At 58.8% G+C, this 22,106-nt stretch carries 23 protein-coding genes; 20 read left to right on the top strand and 3 right to left on the bottom strand.

Annotated features, from left to right (window positions below):
• Positions 1 to 4 precede the first annotated feature (4 nt).
• Positions 5 to 1,375: a sigma-54-dependent transcriptional regulator gene (locus MUN79_RS02115; RefSeq protein ID WP_244676170.1), complete on the bottom strand. Its 1,371-nt coding sequence runs from the start codon at positions 1,373 to 1,375 to the stop codon at positions 5 to 7.
• Between the two features lie 936 nt (positions 1,376 to 2,311).
• Here MUN79_RS02115 and MUN79_RS02110 point away from each other — a divergent pair.
• The 5 genes from MUN79_RS02110 to MUN79_RS02090 all read left to right on the top strand — a co-directional run bounded on the left by MUN79_RS02110 (position 2,312) and on the right by MUN79_RS02090 (position 7,928).
• Positions 2,312 to 3,982, top strand: coding sequence for a hypothetical protein (locus tag MUN79_RS02110; protein ID WP_244676169.1), 1,671 nt, complete (start codon positions 2,312 to 2,314; stop codon positions 3,980 to 3,982).
• 47 nt (positions 3,983 to 4,029) lie between these two features.
• Positions 4,030 to 4,500, top strand: a complete 471-nt coding sequence (locus MUN79_RS02105) for a T9SS type A sorting domain-containing protein (RefSeq protein ID WP_244676168.1) — start codon at positions 4,030 to 4,032, stop codon at positions 4,498 to 4,500.
• Positions 4,501 to 4,989: 489 nt separating this feature from the next.
• Positions 4,990 to 5,874 (top strand): DNA/RNA non-specific endonuclease, encoded by an 885-nt coding sequence (locus MUN79_RS02100; RefSeq protein WP_244676167.1) that lies wholly within the window; start codon positions 4,990 to 4,992, stop codon positions 5,872 to 5,874.
• 333 nt (positions 5,875 to 6,207) lie between these two features.
• Positions 6,208 to 7,596, top strand: coding sequence for a bifunctional lysophospholipid acyltransferase family protein/GNAT family N-acetyltransferase (locus MUN79_RS02095; protein ID WP_244676166.1), 1,389 nt, complete (start codon positions 6,208 to 6,210; stop codon positions 7,594 to 7,596).
• Positions 7,596 to 7,928, top strand: coding sequence for a hypothetical protein (locus tag MUN79_RS02090; protein WP_244676165.1), 333 nt, complete (start codon positions 7,596 to 7,598; stop codon positions 7,926 to 7,928). The genes MUN79_RS02095 and MUN79_RS02090 overlap by 1 nt, the downstream gene beginning before the upstream one ends.
• A 77-nt stretch (positions 7,929 to 8,005) precedes the next feature.
• Here MUN79_RS02090 and MUN79_RS02085 read toward each other — a convergent pair whose 3' ends face one another.
• Positions 8,006 to 8,188, bottom strand: a complete 183-nt coding sequence (locus tag MUN79_RS02085; protein WP_244676164.1) for a hypothetical protein — start codon at positions 8,186 to 8,188, stop codon at positions 8,006 to 8,008.
• Positions 8,116 to 8,577 carry a DUF4468 domain-containing protein gene (locus MUN79_RS02080; protein WP_244676163.1) on the bottom strand — a complete coding sequence of 154 codons (462 nt, stop codon included), beginning with the start codon at positions 8,575 to 8,577 and terminating at the stop codon, positions 8,116 to 8,118. Before MUN79_RS02080 ends, MUN79_RS02085 begins: the two co-directional genes overlap by 73 nt.
• A gap of 495 nt (positions 8,578 to 9,072) precedes the next feature.
• On the opposite strand from MUN79_RS02080, the gene MUN79_RS02075 reads away from it, so the two are divergent.
• From MUN79_RS02075 to purF, 15 genes are all read left to right on the top strand, one after another.
• On the top strand, positions 9,073 to 9,270 hold the full coding sequence (locus MUN79_RS02075; protein WP_244676162.1) for a hypothetical protein: 198 nt from the start codon (positions 9,073 to 9,075) through the stop codon (positions 9,268 to 9,270).
• A gap of 104 nt (positions 9,271 to 9,374) precedes the next feature.
• Positions 9,375 to 9,536 (top strand): hypothetical protein, encoded by a 162-nt coding sequence (locus tag MUN79_RS02070; RefSeq protein ID WP_244676161.1) that lies wholly within the window; start codon positions 9,375 to 9,377, stop codon positions 9,534 to 9,536.
• 226 nt (positions 9,537 to 9,762) lie between these two features.
• Positions 9,763 to 10,611: a dihydroorotate dehydrogenase gene (locus tag MUN79_RS02065; RefSeq protein ID WP_244676160.1), complete on the top strand. Its 849-nt coding sequence runs from the start codon at positions 9,763 to 9,765 to the stop codon at positions 10,609 to 10,611.
• 75 nt (positions 10,612 to 10,686) lie between these two features.
• Complete coding sequence (gene pyrF, locus MUN79_RS02060; protein ID WP_244676159.1) at positions 10,687 to 11,460, top strand: orotidine-5'-phosphate decarboxylase; 774 nt, start codon at positions 10,687 to 10,689, stop codon at positions 11,458 to 11,460.
• Positions 11,461 to 11,781: a hypothetical protein gene (locus MUN79_RS02055; RefSeq protein ID WP_244676158.1), complete on the top strand. Its 321-nt coding sequence runs from the start codon at positions 11,461 to 11,463 to the stop codon at positions 11,779 to 11,781.
• 6 nt (positions 11,782 to 11,787) lie between these two features.
• Positions 11,788 to 12,006 carry a hypothetical protein gene (locus MUN79_RS02050; RefSeq protein WP_244676157.1) on the top strand — a complete coding sequence of 73 codons (219 nt, stop codon included), beginning with the start codon at positions 11,788 to 11,790 and terminating at the stop codon, positions 12,004 to 12,006.
• Positions 11,910 to 12,401, top strand: coding sequence for an orotate phosphoribosyltransferase (gene pyrE, locus MUN79_RS02045; RefSeq protein ID WP_244676156.1), 492 nt, complete (start codon positions 11,910 to 11,912; stop codon positions 12,399 to 12,401). Before MUN79_RS02050 ends, pyrE begins: the two co-directional genes overlap by 97 nt.
• Positions 12,402 to 12,525: 124 nt before the next feature.
• On the top strand, positions 12,526 to 15,552 hold the full coding sequence (locus MUN79_RS02040; protein ID WP_244676155.1) for a phosphoribosylformylglycinamidine synthase subunit PurL: 3,027 nt from the start codon (positions 12,526 to 12,528) through the stop codon (positions 15,550 to 15,552).
• Positions 15,553 to 15,554: 2 nt separating this feature from the next.
• Positions 15,555 to 16,595 (top strand): phosphoribosylformylglycinamidine synthase subunit PurQ, encoded by a 1,041-nt coding sequence (locus MUN79_RS02035; RefSeq protein ID WP_244676154.1) that lies wholly within the window; start codon positions 15,555 to 15,557, stop codon positions 16,593 to 16,595.
• 46 nt (positions 16,596 to 16,641) lie between these two features.
• The gene (locus tag MUN79_RS02030) at positions 16,642 to 17,571 is read left to right on the top strand and encodes a phosphoribosylaminoimidazolesuccinocarboxamide synthase (protein ID WP_244676153.1); all 930 of its coding nucleotides are present in this window, start codon (positions 16,642 to 16,644) and stop codon (positions 17,569 to 17,571) included.
• A 13-nt stretch (positions 17,572 to 17,584) separates the two neighbouring features.
• Positions 17,585 to 17,968: a nuclear transport factor 2 family protein gene (locus MUN79_RS02025; protein ID WP_244676152.1), complete on the top strand. Its 384-nt coding sequence runs from the start codon at positions 17,585 to 17,587 to the stop codon at positions 17,966 to 17,968.
• Between the two features lie 18 nt (positions 17,969 to 17,986).
• On the top strand, positions 17,987 to 18,484 hold the full coding sequence (locus tag MUN79_RS02020) for a GNAT family N-acetyltransferase (protein WP_244676151.1): 498 nt from the start codon (positions 17,987 to 17,989) through the stop codon (positions 18,482 to 18,484).
• Positions 18,477 to 19,763 (top strand): phosphoribosylamine--glycine ligase, encoded by a 1,287-nt coding sequence (gene purD / locus MUN79_RS02015; RefSeq protein ID WP_244676150.1) that lies wholly within the window; start codon positions 18,477 to 18,479, stop codon positions 19,761 to 19,763. Before MUN79_RS02020 ends, purD begins: the two co-directional genes overlap by 8 nt.
• Positions 19,747 to 20,481, top strand: coding sequence for a phosphoribosylglycinamide formyltransferase (gene purN / locus MUN79_RS02010; protein WP_244676149.1), 735 nt, complete (start codon positions 19,747 to 19,749; stop codon positions 20,479 to 20,481). The genes purD and purN overlap by 17 nt, the downstream gene beginning before the upstream one ends.
• A 64-nt stretch (positions 20,482 to 20,545) precedes the next feature.
• Positions 20,546 to 22,054: an amidophosphoribosyltransferase gene (purF, locus tag MUN79_RS02005; protein ID WP_244676148.1), complete on the top strand. Its 1,509-nt coding sequence runs from the start codon at positions 20,546 to 20,548 to the stop codon at positions 22,052 to 22,054.
• Positions 22,055 to 22,106: the final 52 nt, after the last annotated feature.

Below are 22,106 nucleotides of genomic sequence, written 5' to 3'. Positions count from 1 at the left end.
CAGATCAGGGTAGATGGATATCCTTGTTCTGAAGCATACGATAAATGGTAGACTTCCCGATTTGCAGTCGGGCGGCTACTTCTGAAATATTTCCGTTGTAGGTCTGCAGGTAGCGCTGCACAATGGCGGCCGTCTGCGCACGCAACGACTCGTCGGATCCGGGCACGATGAGGGGAGGCTGGTTGGGCCGCTCTCCCCGCAGCGACAAATCCTGGGGCCGGATTGTGTCGCTTTCGGCCAGCACGGCGGCCAGTTCCACCACCGCTTTCAGCTCGCGCACATTGCCGGGAAAGTGGTATTGCAGCAGCAGGTGCTGCGCCTCGGCCGAGATGCTGCAGGCTGCCATGCTGTTTTGTCGGCAAAAGTCCCGTAGAAAGGAGTTGGCCAGCAGAAGAATGTCATGGCCCCGGGCGCGCAGAGGCGGCAGCACAATGGGCAGCCCCAGCAAGCGGTAGTACAGATCCTCGCGAAACCGGCCCTCTTGCACCTCCTTGCTTAAGTCGCGGTGGGTGGCCACCATCAGGCGGGCATCGAAGGCAATGCGTTGGTTGCCGCCCACGCGAACAACCTCCCGCTCCTGTAGCACCCGCAGCAGCTTGGCCTGCAAGCTTAGGTCCAGCTCCGAAATCTCATCCAGGAACAGCGTGCCTTTGTTGGCCTCCTCAAAGCGGCCGATGCGGCGATTAATGGCCCCGGTGAACGCGCCTTTCTCATGTCCGAACAATTCGCTTTCCAGCAGCTCCCCAGGAATTGCGGCCACGTTGACGGCCACAAAGGGCCCGTCACGGCGGTCTGATCGGAAATGTATGGCTTTGGCCACGAGCTCCTTACCCGTGCCAGTTTCCCCACTCAACGACACCGAAATGTTAGCCCGGCCAGCCTTGTCGATTAACGTAAAGAGCTGCTTGATTTGGTCACTTTCCCCCAGAATAGCACGCTGTGGGTCGTATTTCTGGCCAATCTGTTCCCGCAGGCGCACATTCTCCCGCCGCAGCAGTAGCTGCTTCTGCAAGTTGCCCACGGAATTCCACAGCCGGTCCAGGGTTTCCTCATCTTTTACCAGATAATCGTAGGCTCCCTGGTGCAGCAGAGCAATGGCCGTGCGCACATCTTCCTGCCCGGAAATAACGATAACAGCTACTTCCGGCAGCCGTTCCTTGATTTGGCGCAGGGCCTGGTCGCCCCGCCCGTCGGGTAAAGAATAGTCCAGGGTAATTACGTCAGGCTTTTCGCCCAAATTATCCAGGCAGGCCTGCACAGTTGTAAAGCGCCGAAGCTGATAGTCAGGGTTTTGGGATAGACGATATTCTAGAATCTCGCCATACCAAGCGTTGTCCTCAACGATGAAAATAGTAACTACTGTAGAATTGGGCATAGGAACGGGGGCAGCTAAGGAAGAATATAGCCGGCTCATCAGGGGAGCTGAAACCTGTTAGCGCGGAATTATTCAATTGTTTAAGCGTAAGAGGACGGATAAGAAGGACATTTACTACTTGTAAACGCTAGTATATGCCTAAAAAACAGGGTTTGCCAGCCTTTCCCAAAATGGGAAGTGCAATCTATAATTGGGAAATCGTTATAGAATAAGTGCGCAAGTAAGCATATGATCCATAGCCAGTTAATTGCCCAGGTTAAAAATGGCGCTTTCCTTTAATACCTCTTGCGCCACGGAATGCCGCAGCCTGACCAGCCTTTTTCGTCGGCTACAGCTTTTCTAAAACCCGATTAGCTTATCCTCTGAACTCTCATTGGTGAGTCGGGTTAAGGGCCGTAAGTACGACCAGGGTCTTGCCCCGGTTTTGGGGTATGCTCCTGCCCGGCCTTGCTAGCTGAGGTGGAGTAGGCTCTGAATTGCAACTGATATAAGAGAAGGGGCAGGGCTAAAGGGCTAATTTGGTGAGAATCGGTCCGAGCAGGCTCCCTTCACTCGTGAAAAGGGCTATTACATATGGCAGAATATCTTTTTAAAAGTATGCGCTGTCGTTGGCCACCGGGACTGGCGACCCCGCAAAGTGCAGCATTCATAGATGTGTCAAAATGGGAAAACGGCCCTTCACAAGCTTCGAGTAGTGATTGTGAGCAGTTTTTTAAGTGGCGAATAGACTGAATTGTAGGTTTCTGGGTACTCTCCCGGCTCATTAGCCTTTCCCAGATCCAGAAAGCCTTTTCTTAAAATGGGAAAATATTAGGCTTTTATTATTTGTTTAAATCATTGAATATCAGTTGTTTATCTTTTTAAGTAGAGCTTGGTCATAGGCTTGTACTAAAGGGAACACCAGCCCCATACCAAGGCTGCTTACCCTCCACAGTTATGAAAAGCCTCTACTACTTCCGAATTCTAAGCTTGTGCTTAGTGGGGTTACTGCCGGGCCGCTACACCGTTGCCCAAACTGAGTCGGCCTATTACTCCACCTTTGCCACCCCGATTAGTCCGGCCAACTACCGCACCAGTGCCACCGGCGCCGGGTTGTGCCTGAGTTGTCTAGTTTCCAACCCGGAACGAGCCGCTGATACAGACCTGGAGAATTACGCTACCATCCAGAATACGCTTGGGTTGCTGGGCGGCGGGGTGGCGCTGTCGCTGAGCTTATCGGGCACGGCTCCGGCTACGTACCGAGCCGGGGTCGTAATTAGTAGCGGTAATGCGCTTAATGCCAATACTCTGGCCACGCTTACCTTGCGTACTTACCTCGGCGGCAATCAACAGCAGGAGCTTTTAGCTAATGATGCCTTGGTGAGTAGTACTGCGCTGTCCGACAGCCGGGTACGGTTGGAGTTTGTCTCCTCCAAGCCTTTTGACCAGTTGGAAATTGCCGTGGGCGGAATTCTTAACGGCATCAACACGGTGCGGGTGCTTTACGCCTACGGGGTGCCGGCTAATACCCAATTTACCAAGGCAGTGGGCTACCTTTCCCGGGCCACCGAGCCCAGCACCGATGACTACAAGGCAACAACCGGCGGCACCGGAATATCTGCTTGTGTGGGTACGGGCGTAGCTAACCCCCTCAATGCCGTGGACGCCGGGCTGAACAACTTTGCTACCCTAACTACTTTGGCCGGCGTAAACTGCTCGGCCGCGCTGCAGGTAAAGCTCGAAAGGCCTGCTCCGGCTGGCTACCAGGCTGGCTTTGTGGTCGGCAACGGCGGTGTGCTGGATGTGAATGCGCTAAACTCCCTGCAAATTACTACTTACCTCAACGGTGTGGCCCAGGAAGCGCGTAGCGGGGCTGAACTGCTGGAATTGACCCTGCTGCCCGACAACCGCTACCAGGTCAGCTTTAAATCTGGTCTGGCATTCGACCGGGTCGAAATCAAGCAGTCGGCGCTGGCTAGCGCCCTCAATACCCTGCAGGTTTACTACGGTTTTGGTATTGAGCCCCGGGCTTTCCAGGATGACGAGCCTGTGTTGTCGGACTTCACCGAGCCCAAGCGCGGTACTGAGTATCAGGAGTCGGGTTCGGCGCTGGCCTGTGTGGGCTGCAGTTCCACCAACCCCCAGAAAGCGGCCGACAATACCTTTTCCGAGTCTGATTACGCCGAGGTACGATTCCCCATAGCTGCCCTAGGTACCTACAAGCTGAAGCTGCGGCTGAATGGCGCGGGCCAGGCCGGTAACCGCGCCGGCATTGCGTTGCGCACCAACAATACACTGCTCAACAATACGCTGCTGCAGAATATCCGCATCAATACCTACGGCGGAACCAATGGCAGCCGCCTGCTGGAAAGCTCATCCGCCACAACCTTGCTGGATCTGGGTCTGGTAGGCGACAACCGCCACCAGCTGGGTTTTTTAACGACGCAAGACTTTGAATGGGTGGAAGTTGAAGTAACCGGAGGGGTGGGCTTGTTCTCTGCCGCCCAAATTTTCTACGCCTTTGCCGACGACCCCAACCCCGATTTCCCTGCCGAGGTAGGGCCACCCCAACGCCGCTGCCGGTGGAGCTACGCGCCTTTCAGGGCAGGAGCGTGGAAAGTGGGGTAGAGCTAACCTGGCAAACTGCGTCGGAACAAAAAAATGACTACTTCCAAGTGGAACGCTCCCTGGGCCCCGAAACGGGCTTCACCACGATAGGGCAAGTACGGGGCGCAGGCACCAGCACGCGTGGCGCCAATTACCTTTTCCGCGACGAAAACGCCGCCCGGCAAGGCCGCACTCTGCTCTATTACCGGCTGCGGCAAGTAGATCAGGATGGCAGTGAGCATCTGTCACCAGTAGTGGTCATAACCTGGAAAAGTCAGTTTACGGCGGCCCTGCAGGTTTATCCCAACCCAGCTGAGGAAGCGCAACGTATCAATGTGCGGATAGGCACGATGCCTGCTGAAGGAGCCCGTATTCAGGTATACGGCAACTTGGGAAGCGTTATTTGGCAAGGACCGGCTACAAGCCAAGCACTGGAGTTGCCACTCAGTACCCTCAGCAAAGGGCTTTACCACGTTGTGCTCACCGATGCTGCTGGTCAGCGGCTGTCTAGCCAGCGCTTGGTCGTTACGGGGCGTTAGCAGCCCACTTAAATGCCAAGGGTTCTTGCTTAGCTGGTAATACATCGTCGAGTTTCCTTTCGAAAGGCCTTGCTACGTGTGGTAGCAGGGCCTTTTTAGTTTTCCAAATTCGGCCAAAGGAAGAGCTAACCACGACAATGCGAAGAGCTATTATCTGGTAAAAGTCCGATTTGTGTAGGAAAGCGGTAGACTACAGTAAACAGGATATATACTAGATTAAGTATGTTCAAAATTATGGTATAGCTAGTAGGAGGGCCCAAAGCCCTAATGGCTTGGATGCTGCCTAAAGAGGGTTTTGTTGCGGTTTTTTCAAATTAATACGCAGTAATATGATAATATGATAGAACTGTATTTGTCAAAGACGAGTAGAATGGTAATATTTCGGTAACATCTTTCAATTTCACCCCGGTCATCTTTGCGGCCGAATTGCTATCCCTGTTTCGCTGTTTCCTTTCTCACTTTCTTTTCATCATCCAAAACTCTTTTCGAATGAAGCGTACCCTCTACCGCTTACTCAGCTGTGGCCTGCTCGGCATCCTCGCTGTTTCGTGTTCCAAAGACGAAAGTGTTGCTCCCGCCAGTGCTCCCACGACTGTTTCACAGAGTTTTGATGCCACGCGCGACAGTCACCTGACCATGGGTAACCCCAGTGGAGCTACCACTAGCGCCACGAACTACACCAATTATCTGATGTCGAAGTCGCAGTTCGCGCTTTCGTATCACCGCGACCGGGCCATTCCAAACTGGGTGAGCTGGCACCTGAGCAGCGCCTGGGTAGGCAGCACCCCGCGCCAGGACAACTTCGCCGCCGACGCAACTTTGCCCTCAGGCTGGTTTCGGGCTACTAGCAGCAGCTACACCGGCTCGGGCTTCGACCGGGGCCATAACTGTCCTTCTGCCGACCGCACCGGTTCGGTGGCCGATAACTCGGCTACTTTCCTGATGACCAATATGATGCCCCAGGCCTCAGTAAACAATCAGCAGACCTGGGCCGGCCTGGAAAACTACTGCCGCACCCTTATCAACCAGGGCAATGAGCTTTACATTATCTGCGGAAGCTACGGCAATGGCGGCACGGGCGTAAATGGCTACGCTACGACCATTGCCGGCGGCAAAATTGCGGTGCCCGCCCGCTGCTGGAAAGTGGTGGTAGTATTACCCGAAGGCTCCAACGATGCCAGCCGCGTGACGACCAGCACCCGCGTCATTGCCATCAACACCCCCAATACCACTTCTATCGGCACCAGCTGGGGCAGCTACCGCACCACCGTGGATGCCATCGAGTCTGCTACCGGCTACAACATCCTGTCGGCCGTGTCGAGCACGGTGCAGGCTACTATCGAAGCCCGGGTCGACAGCGGACCTACGAACTAAGGTATCGGCAGCTCATAACTGCACAAATGCCCTGGCTGCCACTTGGTTGCCAGGGCATTTTCGCTATATTGTAGCTGTACTATCCCGCTCAGCCTGATTGTGGTTTTGCCACAAACGCATCCTTCGGCGGGTCGTACTCTTTGGGCGTCGTGAAAAGAGTGAAAGGTGACGATTACCGAAAAGCCGCGCTGCAACGCGGCTTTTCGCGTTTCTTACGTAAAGCGCTGGTTGGTAACGGATTCATAATATCCCGATAACGCACACCCAATACTCGGTCGTGAAATTTGTAAATGCCGGTACCCTCTGGTGCCCGGCCGCTACCAGGTTTTGCCGATGGACTTTCTCTCTTCCTCCGTTTTTCCTTATCCCGCTGGGTTTGGCCGCCGCTCCCAGGAGCTGCTGCGGCCAGTGCTCAGCTACTTCAGCGGGGCCCGGGAGCTTCAGCGCTTGTACGAGCAAACGGCGCATCTGCGGGGGCGCGAGTTTATCGGCGCCTTGCTGCGCCGCCTCAACATTACGGTGACCTACGATGCCGCCGAGCTGCGGCAGCTGGCCCAGTCCGGAAGCTTCGTGGCCGTGGGCAACCATCCGTGCGGTCTGCTCGACGGGCTGGTGCTGCTCTACGCGCTGACAGAGGTCCGGCCCGATTTTAAGTTGGTAGCCAATGAGGTGCTGGCTCCCCTGCTGACCCAGCTCGGCAGTCACCTGATTCTGGTAAATCCCGAACGGGCCGCGGCGGGACAAAACGTGCCCGGAGTACGCCAGCTGCTGCATTACGTGCACAACGAGGTACCCATTGGCCTGTTTCCGGCTGGGGAGGTAGCCAGTCAGCTGCAGCCATTCCGCCCGGCCCTGGAAGCTGAATGGCACCCCACTGCCGGCCGCCTGCTCTCGGCTACCCGCGTGCCGGTGGTTCCGGTGTGGCTGAGCGGGCACAATAGCCGCTCCTTCAATCTGCTGGGCCTGCTGCACCCCTGGTTGCGCACGGCCCGCCTGCCCGCCGAGCTGCTCAATAAGCGTGGGCAAACAATTCGGTTGCGGCTCGGGCGGCCCATTGCGGCTGCGGAGCTGGCTCGCTTGGCTGCTCCTGAGCGTTTGGCTTACGTGCGGGCCCGGGTGTTTGCGCTGGCCGCCCCGGCGGCTTCCCGCCTGATGGCGCCCGCCGCGCCACCGGTAGTGGCCGAAACTGCTCCCGAACTGATAGCGCGCGACATCAACGCTCTGCGGGCTTCGCGCTGCCTGCTGCGCTCCGGGTCCTGGGAGGTGTACCTTGCTAGCAAAGCGGAATTGCCCCACGTACTGCGGGAATTGGGCCGGTTGCGGGAGCTTACGTTCCGCCGGGAAGGAGAAGGCACCCAGCAGCCTCTGGACCTAGACCGTTACGACGACTATTACCGCCACCTGTTTCTCTACGACCGGGCTGCCCAGCAGCTGGTAGGCGCTTACCGCATCGGGCGGGGGCGGGCCATACTGCGCCAACACGGGCGGCGGGGCTTTTATCTGCACTCCCTTTTTCGGCTGAAAAAAGAACTGGAGCCGTTTCTGGCCGAGTCGCTGGAGCTGGGCCGTTCCTTTGTCCGCGCCGAGTATCAGAAGCAGCCGCAGCCGCTGGCCCTGCTCTGGAAGGGCATTGCCGAATACCTCTGCCGCCACCCGAGTACCGCTACCTTATTGGCCCAGTCAGTATCAGCAACCGGTTTTCGAGCGTCTCGCGGGCGGTGATGGTGAACTTCCTGACCGAGCACTACTGGCGTGCCGACCTGGCCGCTCTGGTAAAGCCTCGCAAGCAGTTTCGCTACCGCCCGCTCGATGCCCAGGAACTGCCCACTACCCTGCAGCAGGGCCTGACCAGTGTGCAGGATCTGCACAAGCTCATTGCCACGTTTGAGGCCGGAGGAGCGGGCATCCCGGTGCTGCTGCGCCACTACCTCAAGCGCAACGCCCGGCTGCTGGGCTTCAACCTGGACCCCAACTTCTCCAATGCCCTCGACGGGTTTATTGTGCTCGACGCCCGGGAACTGCCCGCCCGCACCCTCGATTTGCTGGAGCGTTAGGCCCTACTGGTCACTTCTATGTGCACAAAAAAGCCCCGGACACGTAGTCAGGGGCTTTTTCGCCGTTGGCTGGTTTCTTAGTTAGCGCTGGGCACGCCCACTCCACCTTCCTCGGCGGCGGGCATGGTATTCATAAAGGAGCGGAAGCTCATGGCGGCTTCACTGGCTATGTTATTGGCCTGGGCCGTTACACGCCGGTCGTTAAAGGTCTTGCCATTGCTTTTCTCGGCGGCCAGGCGGGTGATATAGTCGCTGAGCATCTCGGTTTCGTCGGGCTTCTGGGGTCGGGCACCAGGCGGAACGAGCCCACACTGTACTCGTAGCCTTTGTCGCTAGCCCGGAACACGAAGTCGAAGCGAATGACATGCTCCTGCTCCTTACCAGCCGTAGTCACGGGCTTTACCTTGCCCGTGCCCGTAATGCGTACCGTCCCTGTGGCCGCGTCCGACTTAGCGCCCATCTTGGGAGCGTAGGGAAAGTGGTTTTGAGTCCAGTCGAGGGCCCGCTTGTAGAGCACATCCTTGCCTACCTCTTCTGCCAGCACGTTCTCCGAGTAGCTTACGGAAGCTCCTGAAGAAACCTGAGCCACAGCTGCTGGAGCACTAGCTAGCAGACCGGCGAACATCAAACCAAACAGCACTTTTTTCATGAGAGTAGTAAAGCGAAGTGTTAGTACAAATATGACAGAAGTCAAAGAGGTTAGGTGGAGTAGTAGAATTATGAGGCGCTCAGTTGTAGTCCGTTAAGATAAAAAGAATCGGTCGGAAAAGCTTGGCTTGAAAGCAAATGATGACGATGAATCTTTCCGTTGATTCCTGGCTTGTTCTCCCATTGCTAGCCCTTGGTAAGCAGCTAGCATTAAGAAGATCAATAAATTGGACTTTTGCAATGAAAGATGTTGATTTGCTAAATCACAAATTTTGAATTTTGCTGGGAACAGACAAAGATAAGCAACCCGGCTAAGATGAGCAGGTCATTTTTTTATGACTCAGTAAAAAATTGGGATTCAATGTTTTGTGTAGCCTATATAATAAGGTATAGCAGCAGGTAATATGAGTAGAAAAGAAGAGTAGGTAACATTATGGTAACATAAACTTAATGTTACCAAATGAGCAGGGTTGGTAACAAGTAGTACTTTTGCGACGTGCTTCACCTCAATCAACAGCATTTGATGGAGCGCGGAACCTTCCGCAAGAGCGTTCTGCGAGATGATCGAAAGGTCGTTGCCCCTGTTGATTCCTTCATTTTTCTGGTTTTTGCCCCGTTCACCGCTCCGGTTTCCGAAGCGGTTTTTTTATGGCCTGAAGGTTCGTCCGGTGGGCTAGAGCCGGTCTGCGCCTAAGGTTTTCCAACTCTTCTCTTCACGTCCACATACTGGTAAGCCCTCATGAACGACCCGACCTTCGCCCAGCAGATGGTAGCCGCCGCTCCTGCCGCCCCCGCAACGTGGGTCTGAGCACGGCCGCCATGTTCCGCGGCGCTCGTACGTACATGGAGTCGGAAGGCTTCGTGGCCCTTCACAACCTGCCTCACATTGGGAGCATAACCAGCGCCTGCCAAAATACCGACACGCTCTTCACGCTTATCAACCGTGACAACGTCATCTAGTTAACCTCTTTTCAGAGCGCCCGGCTACTACCGGGCGCTCTGCATTTAAGGCTGCTGATCCGTCAGAAGACCAGCAGCCTCAAGAAACGTATAACCTGCCGTCCTGAGCTGGCGGAGGAAGTTCTGAGTAAGGGCGCGGTGGGTTTTTGGTGAAAAAGGAGGCTGCCGTTCCCAGTTCAGAATCCTCCGTCAGTTCTGGACGGCAACTTTCTTTAACGAGCAAATCATGCAACTAGGAAACCTCACTCTGCAAAACCCCATCTGCCTGGCGGCGGCGCCGTGGCAACTGGATGGATCTGGCTACGAGCGGCTAGGCGCTATTTTTACCCGGACCGTCACGATGGAGCCCAAGCCCGGGCTTTACGAGGAAGGTATCTGGCAGGTAAATGAGCAAACCCTGCTCAACGCCACCAACATGCGGACCGAAAGCGCCGAAATCCTGGTGCAGGAGCACCTGCCTCACCTACTCAGCTACGGCGTTCCGGTCTTTGTCAGCATCACGGCGCCCGGCATTCCCGGGTTTCGCAAAATTGCCCGCTTCCTGGCCCGCGAAGTCGGCTCCCAGATTGCCGGCGTGGAAGTATACATTGCCCAGCCCGACACCGGCAAGGGAGCTGAGCTCAACGCCAAGTTTGTGCGCGAAGCCACCCAGGCCGTGCGCAATGAGCTGGGACCAACTGCCATAATTGTGGTAAAGCTGCCGCCGTGGCCCGAGCACATCCGCGGCCTGGCCCTAGGCGCGCAGGAAGGCGGGGCTACGGCCCTGGCCGCTACCAACGTGCTGAAAGCCCTGCACCTGCCCGACGATGCTACCGGGGAGCCCCTGGTCGGCGGCTTATCCGGGGAAGCCCTGCGGCCGGTGGCCCTGCGCTGCGTGTGGGAACTGGCCCACGATGCCCGCATTACCCTCCCGATTTTCGGTACCGGCGGCATCTTCACTCAGGGCCACGTCACGGATTATCTGCGCTGCGGTGCCAGTGCCGTGCAGATTGCCAGCGGCGAGTGGCTCGAACCGGGTTTGTCGGCCCGGCTGGCGGCCGAGTGCAGCCATCTGGTAACGGCCAACCTGCAGTAGCAAGCAGGAGTTTCAGCTGGCTGGCGCTTTTGTTTTCTCCCACCTATTTTTGGTTTTTCGCCTTCCCCACCCATCATGGAAAAGCTCATTCAACGCGTCCAGCAGGCCAACTCCTTGCTCTGCGTGGGCCTCGACCCCACCGGCGACGACCAGCAGGTAGCCCGCCGTCTGGCCGAAGTCATCGACCAGACCAGCCCGTACGCGGCAGCCTTCAAGCCTAACCTAGCCTTCTTTCTGAGCCGGGAAGACGGAGTGAAGCTCCTGCGCGAAACGGTGCAGCGCATTCCGGAAAGCATTCCGGTGATTCTGGACGGCAAGTTCGGCGACATTGCCAACACCGCCGACCACTACGCCCGCTTTGCTTACGACGTCATTGGAGCCGACGCCGTGACGGTAAACCCCTACATGGGCGACGACGCCATTGTGCCCTTCGCCCGGCCTGGCAAGATGGTATTTGTGCTGGCCAAAACGAGTAATAAGCCGGTGCATTCCCTGCAAGACGTGGCCCTCACCCGCGGCGGCTACCTTAGCGACTGTGCCGCCCAAGTAGCCCGCAAGCTTGACGAAGAGCACAGCGGTATTGGCTTGGTAGTAGGTGCCACCAACGCCTCGGCCGTGGCCCGCATGCGCAGCCTTAGCCCGCAGCAGTGGTTTCTGGTGCCCGGCGTAGGTGCCCAGGGCGGTGATTTGCAAGCCACGCTGCGGGCTGGTCTGCGGCCGGATGGCTCCGGAGTGCTTATCAATACGTCACGCGCCTTGTGGCAGGCCGCTGATGCTGGTGCCGCGGCGCGGGAACTGGTGGAGCAGATCAATACGTTCCGACCTACTGCCGTTCCTTCGTGGATATAAATGGAAAACAGTCCTGTTGATACTAATCGTGGCCTTTTTCAGGCAATAGACAGCTTCGCTATAAGGCGCCGAAACGAGTTCTATATCATTGGGCAGCTGATCGAAGGCGAAGTTCAGGAACAATGGTATGTTCAGATTCCCTTTAACCGGTCTACGTCGCTGAGTCTGCGAGTTACCCAGCTTGAAACGATTGACATAACCGGCAGTGCAGAATCATATCAGCTTTTGATTGTGGCAGCAGATGCGGAAGCAATGGACCTTCTGCTGGCATTAAGAGTAGGCTCAGAACGAATTGTAATTTCATCCGCAGGCCCCGAATAAGCATTAATGACTTCCTCCCAAACTTCCCTGACTTCTGAAACTCTGGAGCAACAGCTGCTCCAGGAAGACGCGCTATTGCGCGGCCACTTCCGCCTGTCCTCGGGTCTGCACTCCGATACCTACGTGCAATGCGCCCGGTTTCTGCGCCGGCCCGACCTGGCGGCCCGGCCGCGGCCGAGCTGGCCCGGCAGATTCAGCAGGCCGGTTTGCAACCTGATGTGGTAGTAGGTCCGGCCATGGGCGGGGTAGTCATTGGCTACGAGCTGGCCCGGCAGCTGGGCGTGCCCGGCATCTTTACCGAGCGGGATGATACCGGCCAGATGACCCTACGCCGGGGCTTTACGGTGGAGCCGGGCCAGAAAATTATTATTGCCGAAGACGTGGTAACTACCGGCAAGAGCACCAACGAGGTAGCCCGGGTGCTGGAAGGGCTGGGTGCAAAAGTTTTGGCAGTCGCCAGTTTAATTGACCGCACGGGTGGGCAAGCTTCACTTTCTTTTCCGAACTTTGCCCTGCTGCCGGTAACGGCGGCTACCTACGCACCCGATGATTGCCCGCTGTGCCGGGCAGGTATTCCGGTGGTAAAACCGGGCAGTCGGCCCGATAAAGCGTTTTCTTAAACCTACTGCGGCGCAACCGGCGCTGCGGCAAGGCATTTTCGGCGTACCCTGCGCGGGTATGCTTCCTCACGGCGGTGATTTTGCCGCGCGTGGGAAACCCGAAAAATAGACAAACCTCCCTCTTTTGGACTCTACCCAAAGAACCATTCAGCTTCTGCTCAAGCCCGGCCAACACGATGGCGAGGGCCAACGTGTAGCCGAAGCTGCCTCCCGCCACCTGGGCCTCACTACCGGCCGGGTGCAAAGCACCGCCCTCTACACGGTGCGCTACCCCGTGACGGATCAGCAACTGCGCGACTTCGCCACCCACTGCCTCCAGGACCCGGTGCTGCACGACGTGGCCCTCGACGAGTTCCGCCACGGCGCCGAATACAAGAGCTACATCTTGGTGGCCAAGCTGCCCGGTGTGACCGACGACGAAGGCATATCGGCCCAGAACGCCCTCGGCGACTTTCTCAACGAGCCGCTCGACACCCATACCCAGCACATTTTCAGCAAACGACTCTACTTCCTGGAGCAGGAGCTGCCCGAGAGTAGTCTGCGCCGCCTAGCCGAAGATCTGCTCGGCAACAAGATGATTAACCGCTTCGAGGTCGGCCCCATAGCCCAGATTCGCGACTATACGCCGCGGCCGGGCGGTGGGGCCGAATCCATTACGGACACCGTGCGCCTGATGGGCTTGTCAGACGAAGAGCTGGTGAAGCTTTCCAAGGACAATCTCTACGCCCTGAACCTGGAGGAAATGCGCGCCGTGCGCGACCATTACACCAGCATTCAGGCTGAGCGCCAGGCCGCCGGCCTGCCCCAGGACCCCACCGACTGCGAGCTGGAAATCATTGCCCAGACCTGGTCGGAGCACTGCAAGCACAAGGAGTTTTCGGCCGTCATTAAGTACCGGGATGCCGACACGGGCGAGGAGTTTGAAGTAGACTCCCTGTTTAAAACCTACATCAAAAACGCTACCTCGGAAGTTGACCGGCAGCTGCGGGCCAACGGCAACGACTGGCTAATTAAGGTGTTCAGCGACAACGCCGGGGCCGTGCGCATCAACCCCGAGTCGCTGTTCGTATGGAAAGTCGAAACCCACAACTCGCCCTCGGCCATTGACCCTTACGGCGGAGCTATTACCGGCATTCTGGGCAACAACCGCGACCCGCTGGCGACTGGCATCGGGGGCGCGAAGCTGCTCTTCAATACCAACGTGCTCTGCTTCGGCAACCCCGAGTTTAACGGCACCTTGCTGAGCAACCAACTGCACCCGCGCCGCATTTTTGAAGGCGTGCGCAAGGGCATTGAAGATGGCGGCAACAAGTCGGGCGTGCCGACCGTGAACGGGGCCATTGTGTTCGATGACCGCTACGCCGGCAAGCCGTTGGTGTACTGCGGTACTGGCGCCGTAATGCCCATGCAGCTGGCCGGCCTCGACTCCTGGGAAAAGAAAATCGACGCCCAGGACCGCATCATCATGGCTGGGGGCCGGGTGGGCAAGGACGGCATCCACGGCGCAACTTTCTCCAGTATTGAGCTCGACGAAACCTCGCCCGCCACGGCCGTGCAGATTGGCTCGCCCATCACCCAGAAGCTGGCCATGGACTTCCTGATCCTGGCCACGCGGCGCGGCCTGATTAAGTGCAGCACCGACAACGGCGCGGGCGGCTTGTCTTCGTCCATTGGTGAGCTGGCTACTATCAGCGGCGGCGCGGTAGTGGAATTGGAGAAAGTGCCGCTGAAATATCCTGGTCTGCGGCCCTGGGAAATCTTCGTGTCAGAGTCGCAGGAGCGTTTCTCTCTGGCCGTAGAGCCCGCAAAAATGGACGAGCTGCTGGCTCTGGGCCGGGAAATGGAAGTGGAGCTGACCGACATCGGTTACTTCACTGCCGATGGCAGCCTCGACGTGCGCTTTGATGGGGAGTCGGTGGCGCGCATCGACATGGAGTTCCTGCACAACGGCGTGCCCCGCAAAGTGCTGGAAGCCGAGTGGACCAAACCCACGGCTCAGGAACCCGCGTTGCCCGCCGACCTCGATTATACCGACGTGCTGAGTCGTTTGCTGGGCAGCCTCAACATCTGCTCCCGCGAATCAGTTATCCGGCAGTATGACCATGAGGTGAAGGGCCGCACGATTATCAAGCCGCTAATGGGCGCAACCGGGCAGGCCCCGCAGGATGCTGCCGTGGTGCGCTTTAACTTTGAGTCGTGGGAAGGCGTGGCCGTGAGCAACGGCATTCTGCCCCGCTTCGGCGACCTGGATGCCTATGATATGTCGGCCGGCGCCTTTGATGAAGCCGTGCGCCAGATAGTAGCGGTGGGAGGGAAGCTGCCTAACCTCACGTACGGCGACGGCAACTTCTGGTCGGTGAACGACAATTTCTGCGTACCCGACTCGGTCTACGACCCCGCCACCAACCCCGATGGCAAGCACAAGCTGGCCAAGCTGGTGCGCATGTGTCAGGCCCTGCGCGACGCCACGGCGGCCTACTGCATCCCGCTGACTTCGGGCAAGGACTCGATGAAGAACGACTTCAAGGCCGACGGCGTGAAGATTTCCGTTCCGCCCACGGTGCTGTACTCCATGACCGCCAAAATCGAGGACGTGCGCCGCACCATTACCTCCGACTTCAAGCAAGCCGACGACGTGGTGTATCTGCTGGGCGAAACCTACGACGAGTTGGGCGGCTCGGAGTTCTACCAGCTCTTCGGCGAGCTAGGCGCCAACGTGCCCAAAGTGCGTTTCGAGGAAGCTAAAACGTTGTACACCCTCATGGGCCAGGCCAACGACCAGGGCCTGATTCAGTCCTGCCACGACTTGTCGGATGGTGGCCTGGCCGTGGCCCTGGCCGAAGCCACGTTTGGCTACGGCTTTGGCGCTGCCATCGAGTTGCCGGAAGGTCTGCCCGTACACGTACAGCTGTTTTCCGAGTCGCACTCCCGCTTTGTAGCCACCGTGGCTCCGGAAGATGTAACGGCTTTCGAGCAGCACTTTGGCCCCCGCGCTACCCGCCTCGGCGTGGTGACGCCGGCCGGGCAGCTGACGGTGCGCCACAACGGACAAACCGTTTTATCGGCTGATACCGCGGCTTTGCGCCATGAGTGGACCAACGGGCCCGTGAACAGAATTATCGGCTTCGGCCAGCACGAAGCAGCGCACTAGAAATGAACGAGAAACCCCTGTTTCCTGATTTGAACGTGCCGCCCCAGCCGCAGCGCGACGAAACCGGCCCCGCGCACACCAACGCTGACGGGACCGTGACCGTGCTCGGCTACAAGAGTATCGACGGCGGCCACGAAAGCACCGAACCCCTGCACGGCAGCGCCCAAGCCCAGGCCAAGCAACCGGTACAGGCCCTGATTCTGACCGGCTTCGGCATTAACTGCGAGGAAGAGTACGCCGCCGCTTACCGCCTGGCCGGCGCCGAAGCGACCATTGTGCACCTCAACGAGGTAATGCACGGCCACGTCAGCATCCACGACTACGACATCCTCAACTTCCCCGGCGGCTTCTCGTTCGGCGACGACCTGGGCTCGGGCGTGGTGCTGGCCAACAAGCTGCGCCACCGCAAAAACGCCGAGGGCCGCACCCTACTCGACGAAATCCGGCAGTTTATTGCCAATGGCAAGTTCGTGATGGGCATCTGCAACGGCTTCCAGGTATTGGTTAAGCTGGGCCTGTTGCCCAACCTGGGCGGCGACGTGACGCCGGAAGTAACCCTGACCCACAACGCCTCGGGCCGCTACGAGGACCGCTGGGTGCGCCTCAAAGTCAACCCTGAGTCGAACTCGCCTTTCCTGAAGGGCATTGACTCGCTGGAAGTACCCGTGCGCCACGGCGAAGGCCGCCTCATTATCAAAGGCGAAGAAACCCTGGCCGAAATCGAAGCCCGGGCCTTGAACTGCTTGGCTTACACCGACTACGACGGCTCGCCCACCGACGTGTACCCGCACAACCCCAACGGTGCCGACCTGAACTGCGCCGGCCTGACCGACACCACCGGGCAGGTGTTCGGGCTGATGCCCCACCCGGAGGCGTTTCTGTCGCTCTACAACCACCCCGACTGGGCCCGGCGCAAGCGCCAAAACCCGAATCTGAGTGAGGAAGGCGACGGGCTCAAGCTGTTCCGCAACATCGTGGCGCACGTGCAAAGCCAGCGGCAGGCAGCCGTAGCTCAGCCCGAAACCAGCCAGCTTTCATCCTAAGACACCCCCGCATTCCGCCGGCCGTACCGGTTGACTACGCCACCATATGAACACCCTCAACCACTTCGATACTCCTCAGCTCGAGCTGCTGCACCGCGGCAAGGTTCGTGACTCGTACCGTGCTCCTTCCGGTGAGCGGCTCATCGTGGTAACGGACCGCCTCTCGGCGTTTGACTCGGTGCTGGAAACACCCGTGGCCCACAAAGGCGCGGTGCTCAACGGGCTGGCTGCTTTCTGGTTCGACAAAACCCAGCACATCATCCCCAACCACGTTATCAGCCTGCTCGACCCGAACGTGACGCTGGCCAAGGAAGCCGAGCCGATTCGGGTCGAGATGGTGGTGCGGAACTACCTCACGGGCTCGATGCTGCGCGGCTACCAGCAGGGCCAGCGCACCTTCTCGGGCGTAACCGTGCCCGACGGCCTGACCAAGCACCAGCAATTCCCCGAGCCCATCGTGACGCCGACGACCAAGGAGGAGTCGGACCGTGAGATTACGCCGGATAACCTCGTGTCGGAAGGCTGGGTGTCGGCGGAGCTCTACGCCAAGATGCGCATCAAGTCTTTGGAGCTGTTCAACTTCGCATCGGTCTGGATGGCGGAACGCGGCATTATCCTGGTGGACACTAAGTACGAGTTTGGTTTGCTGAACGGGGAGCTGATTCTGATTGACGAAATCCACACGCCCGACTCGTCGCGGTTCTGGAGCGCCGCGGACTACGCCCAGAACCCCGAGACGGCCGAGCAGATGGACAAGGAGTACGTGCGCCAGTGGCTGATTGCCAACAAGCAGGACGGCCAGTATCCCCGCGCCCTCACCCCCGAGGTTTCTGCCGAAGCCACCCGCCGCTACCTCGATATCTACGAGCGTATCACGGGCGCCCCGCTGCCCACCGGCGCCGAAACCGGTACCGGCGACGTGCAAACCCGTCTTGTAAGCAACCTGGTGCGTGCCGGCATTATGAAAGGTGCTTAATAAGACAAAGCCAATGGAAGCCACTCAGCAAAAGCAACTCGTGGAAAGCTACATCGAAGCCTACAACCGCCTCGATGTAGCCGGCATGCTTCAGCCCCTGCACGAAAACGTCGTGTTTCGCAACGTTTCCAACGGCGAAGTAGACCTGACCCTGACCGGCAAGGAAAATTTCCTGCAGCAGGCCGAGCAGGCGCTGCAGTACTTCTCCCAGCGCGAGCAGCGCGTCACCGATTGGCAGTTCAGCGCCGATAAGGTGGAAGTGCAACTCGACTATTCGGCCGTGGCCGCCATGGACTTCCCCAACGGCCTGAAGGGTGGGGATACGCTACAGCTGCAAGGCAAATCCGTTTTCGAGTTTGCCGATGGACAAATAACTTCCATAACCGATATTAGCTAAGCTGAACCTTTTCGCCTGATGCCGACTACCGCTACCCTAAAGCTCGATGTTTCCTCGCCCCAGGCGCCGGAAGCTCAGCCCCTGCTCGACGCCTTGTCGGGGCAGCTGGGTGCGCGCTTCGGCAGCGACGGGCGGGCTTCGTTTACGGAGTGGCAAGCCAGTGACCCGCGCTACATTTTCCTGCTGGCTCGCCAAGACGGGGAAGCGGTGGGCTGTGGGGCAGTGCGGCCCTTGGCTGCTAGCGTGGGGGAAGTGAAGCGCATGTTTGCCAAGTATTCCCGGCAGGGCATTGGCGAGGCCGTGCTTAAGCAGCTCGAAACCGAAGCCCGAAAGGCCGGTTATACGGAGCTGTGGCTCGAAACCCGGGTGGCCAATACCGAAGCCTGCCGCTTTTACCTGAAGAACGGCTACCAGCGCCGCGCCAACTACGGCCAGTACATCGGCCGCGACAATTCGGCTTGCTTCGGCAAGCTTCTGACCTTTTCTGACGCAGCCGAGCTCCTTTCTTATGACTAGTCCTTTGAACAAAACCATTGTACTCCTCGGCGGCGGGGCCCGTGAACACGCCATGGCCTGGAAGCTGACCCGCGACGGGGCCACGGTACACGTGCTGCCCGGCAACGGCGGCATCCCAAACAGCCACCCCGACATCAGCGCCACCGACTTCCCGGCCGTTCAGCAGTTCTGCGAAGCCCACGGCGCGAAGCTCATCGTGGTAGGACCCGAAGCGCCCCTGGCAGCCGGCGTGGTCGACTACTTTGCCGGTTCCGACATCCGCGTTTTTGGCCCCACTCGGGCCGGAGCGGTGCTGGAAAGCTCCAAGGTGTGGAGCAAGAACTTCATGCGGCGGCACGGTGTAGCTACGGCTATGTCGTGGCAGTACCGTAGCGACAAGCTGGCTGATGCTCGCACCAAAGCAACCGAACTGAACGGGCAGGTAGTAGTGAAGTACGACGGGCTGGCTGCCGGCAAGGGCGTGTACGTGTGCTCCTCCATTGAGGAAGCCCAGGCCGCCCTGGACGATTTGCAGCTGCAGCACACGGGCTGGTTTAGCTTCCTGCTGGAAGAAAAGCTCAGCGGTCCTGAAATCAGCATCATCGGCGTGACGGATGGCAACCGGGTGCGGCTGCTGGCTCCTTCTCAGGACCACAAACAGTTGCTGGCCGGCGACCAGGGTCCCAACACCGGCGGCATGGGCGCCTACTGCCCCGTGCCCTTCTGCGACGACAACGTGCTGGCCGCCATCCGCACCAGCATCGTGGACCCCACGCTGCGCGGTTTGCAAAACGAGCAGTTCGACTTCAAAGGCTTCCTGTACTTCGGCATCATGCTCACCGACCAGGGTCCCAAGCTGCTCGAATATAACGTCCGCCTCGGCGACCCGGAGGCCGAAGTGCTCTTGCCCGCCCTGGAAAGCTCCTTGCTGGAACTCATCGAAGCCACCCTGGACGGCAAGCTCCAGCAAACCGTGGTGCGGCAGCGGCGGGGCTGCTACGTGGGCGTGGTGCTGGCCTCGGGCGGCTACCCGGCCGCCCAGTTTCCCACCGGCTTCCCCATCACCGGCCTCGACCAGCTTCATCCCAGCATCCTGGCCTTTCACGGCGCTACCAAGCAGCAGGACGGTCAGCTGGTAACCACCGGCGGCCGGGTGATGGTGCTCGTCGGGCACGGCGAAGAGCTGGAAGATGCCGTGGCCCACGTGTACCGCGAAGCCGGGAAAGTTAAATTTCAGGATGTATACATCCGTACCGATATCGGCCAGCGGCCGGAACCGACCCTTGCAGCCAACTGGTAACCCTATCGTCCGCAAAGCGCGCCTGGCCATTCTGCTGTCGGGCCGGGGCTCCAATATGGTGGCCCTGGTAAACGCTGTGCAAAGTGGCGTGCTACAACACCTGGCCGAAGTAGCGGTGGTGTTCAGCAACAAGCCCGACGCGCCCGGCCTGGAAACGGCCGCCGCCCTGGGTTGCCCCACGGCCAGCCTTACGAGCCAAGGCCGCAAGCGCCAGGAGTTTGACGCCGAGGTAGTGCAGGTGCTGCAGCAGTTTCAGCCCGACTACATTGTGCTGGCCGGCTACATGCGGATTTTGTCGCCCACGTTCATTCGGGCCTTTGCCGGGCGCATTCTCAACATCCACCCCGCCGATACTCACCAGCACCAGGGCCTGCACGCCTACGAGTGGGCCTTCGAAAATCAGCTGAAGGAAACCAAAATCACCGTGCATCTGGTTGATGAGGGCCTGGACACTGGACCAATTCTGGCGCAGCATCCGGTTGACTTACAGGGCGCTGGTACCCTAGAGGAAGTAGAGCGCCGCGGCCTGGCCGTGGAGCACTTCCTGTACGCCGACACCCTGGCCCGCCTGATTCGAGGCGAGCTTTCCAATCTGAACTCCGACCCGGCAGCTACGACGGTAGCCGCCGGTGCTATCCCCACCTCCGAACCCCTGGTGCCTTGGTCGTCCGGCGCTGCTTCTGTCGAAGCAGGGCAGGGAGGTGAGGCGATTCGCTAGAACATTACCACCCACCCCAGAAAGCTGGCTCTCTTACGCCAGCAACTGACCATTTGAAACTGCCATGTGCGGAATAGTAGGTTTTTACGGCCCCGATGACGTCGCCCACGACATCGTATTCGGTCTGACGGCGCTCCAGCACCGTGGCCAGGACGCGGCCGGTATTGCCACCTTCGACGACAATTTTCACCTCTGCAAGGGCAACGGTCTGATTTCGGACGTGTTCAAGCCCAAGCAGCTCAAAAAGCTTAAGGGCAACATCGGCATCGGCCACGCCCGCTACACCACCCAGGGTTCCAACGACGCCGAGCTAGCCCAGCCCTTCACCACGAGCTACCCCTTCGGCCTCTCGATGGTGCACAATGGCAACGTCATCAACTTCCGGCAGGCTGCCAAGCGCCTGCACGAGAAGTACCACGTGCTGCCCAAGACGAGCAACGACCTGGAGCTCATCATGTACACCTTCGCCTCGGAGTTGCGCCTGAAAAACCTCGACAACCTCTCGGTTATCGATATTTTCGACGCGGTAGAGACAACCCAGGAGTTGGTCAAAGGTGCCTACGCTACCATCACCGTTATTGCCGGGCACGGGCTGTTGGCCTTCAACGACCCGCTGGGCATCCGGCCGCTAGTGCTGGGCCGCCGCGACACCGAGAACGGGCCCATCTACGCCTTTGCCTCCGAAAGCACCTGCTTCGACTACCTAGGCTTCGAGTTCATCAAGAACGTAGGTCCGGGACAGGCTGTGTTTATTGATAAGGACTTTAAGGTTCACTACAAGAACCCCTATAGCCTGCCCAAGGCGTTCTGTGTCTTCGAGCACATCTACTTTGCCCGCGAAGATTCCACGATTCACGGCCGCCTAGTGGCCCGGGAGCGGGTGCGCCTGGGCAAGATTCTGGCCCGTAAGGTTATCGAGTCAGGCATTCAGCCCGATATGGTTATCGACGTGCCTTCGTCGGGGTACTTTGCCGCATCGGGTCTGGCTGAGGCCATTGGCGTGCCCTACCGGCGGGCTATGGTGAAGAACAACCACATGGGCCGCTCCTTCATCGTGAGCAGCCAGGCCGGCCGGGAGGATATTGTCAAGAAGAAGCTGAACCCGATTCGGGAGTTTGTGGAGGGCAAGAAGATTGCCGTAGTCGACGACAGCATCGTGCGGGGCACTACCTCGCGTCGCATTGTGCGGATTCTGCGCGAAGCCGGCGCGGCCGAGGTGTACTTCATCAGCAGCGCCCCGCCCATCGTAGCGCCCTGCATCTACGGCATCGACATGGCCATGAGCACCGAGTTGATTGCGGCCAACTACACCGAGGAGGAAATCTGCCAGTACATCGGGGCCGATAAGGTTATCTACCAGTCCATTGAGGATTTGCAGGAGCTGTTTGCTGAGGATAAGGGGCACGGCGGGAACTGCTTTGCCTGCTTCACCGGCAACTACCCCACCGGCGACGTGACCAAGTACCTGCGCCACATTCAGGAGGAGCGCCAGAGCCACCGCAGCGACAAGAAAGCCAGCTCCGAGCCGGTGGCATCCGTAAGTGCCAAGGCGCCCGAGCCGACGGAGCACTAGTATCAACCAGAAAAACCATTTGTCATCCCGAACGCAGTGAAGGACCTTATTG

The organism is Hymenobacter cellulosilyticus, from assembly GCF_022919215.1.
GTDB classification, from domain to species: Bacteria; Bacteroidota; Bacteroidia; order Cytophagales; family Hymenobacteraceae; genus Hymenobacter; species Hymenobacter cellulosilyticus.
Note: the sequence above shows the minus strand (reverse complement) of the source record. Positions and strands in the feature narration are given on the sequence as shown.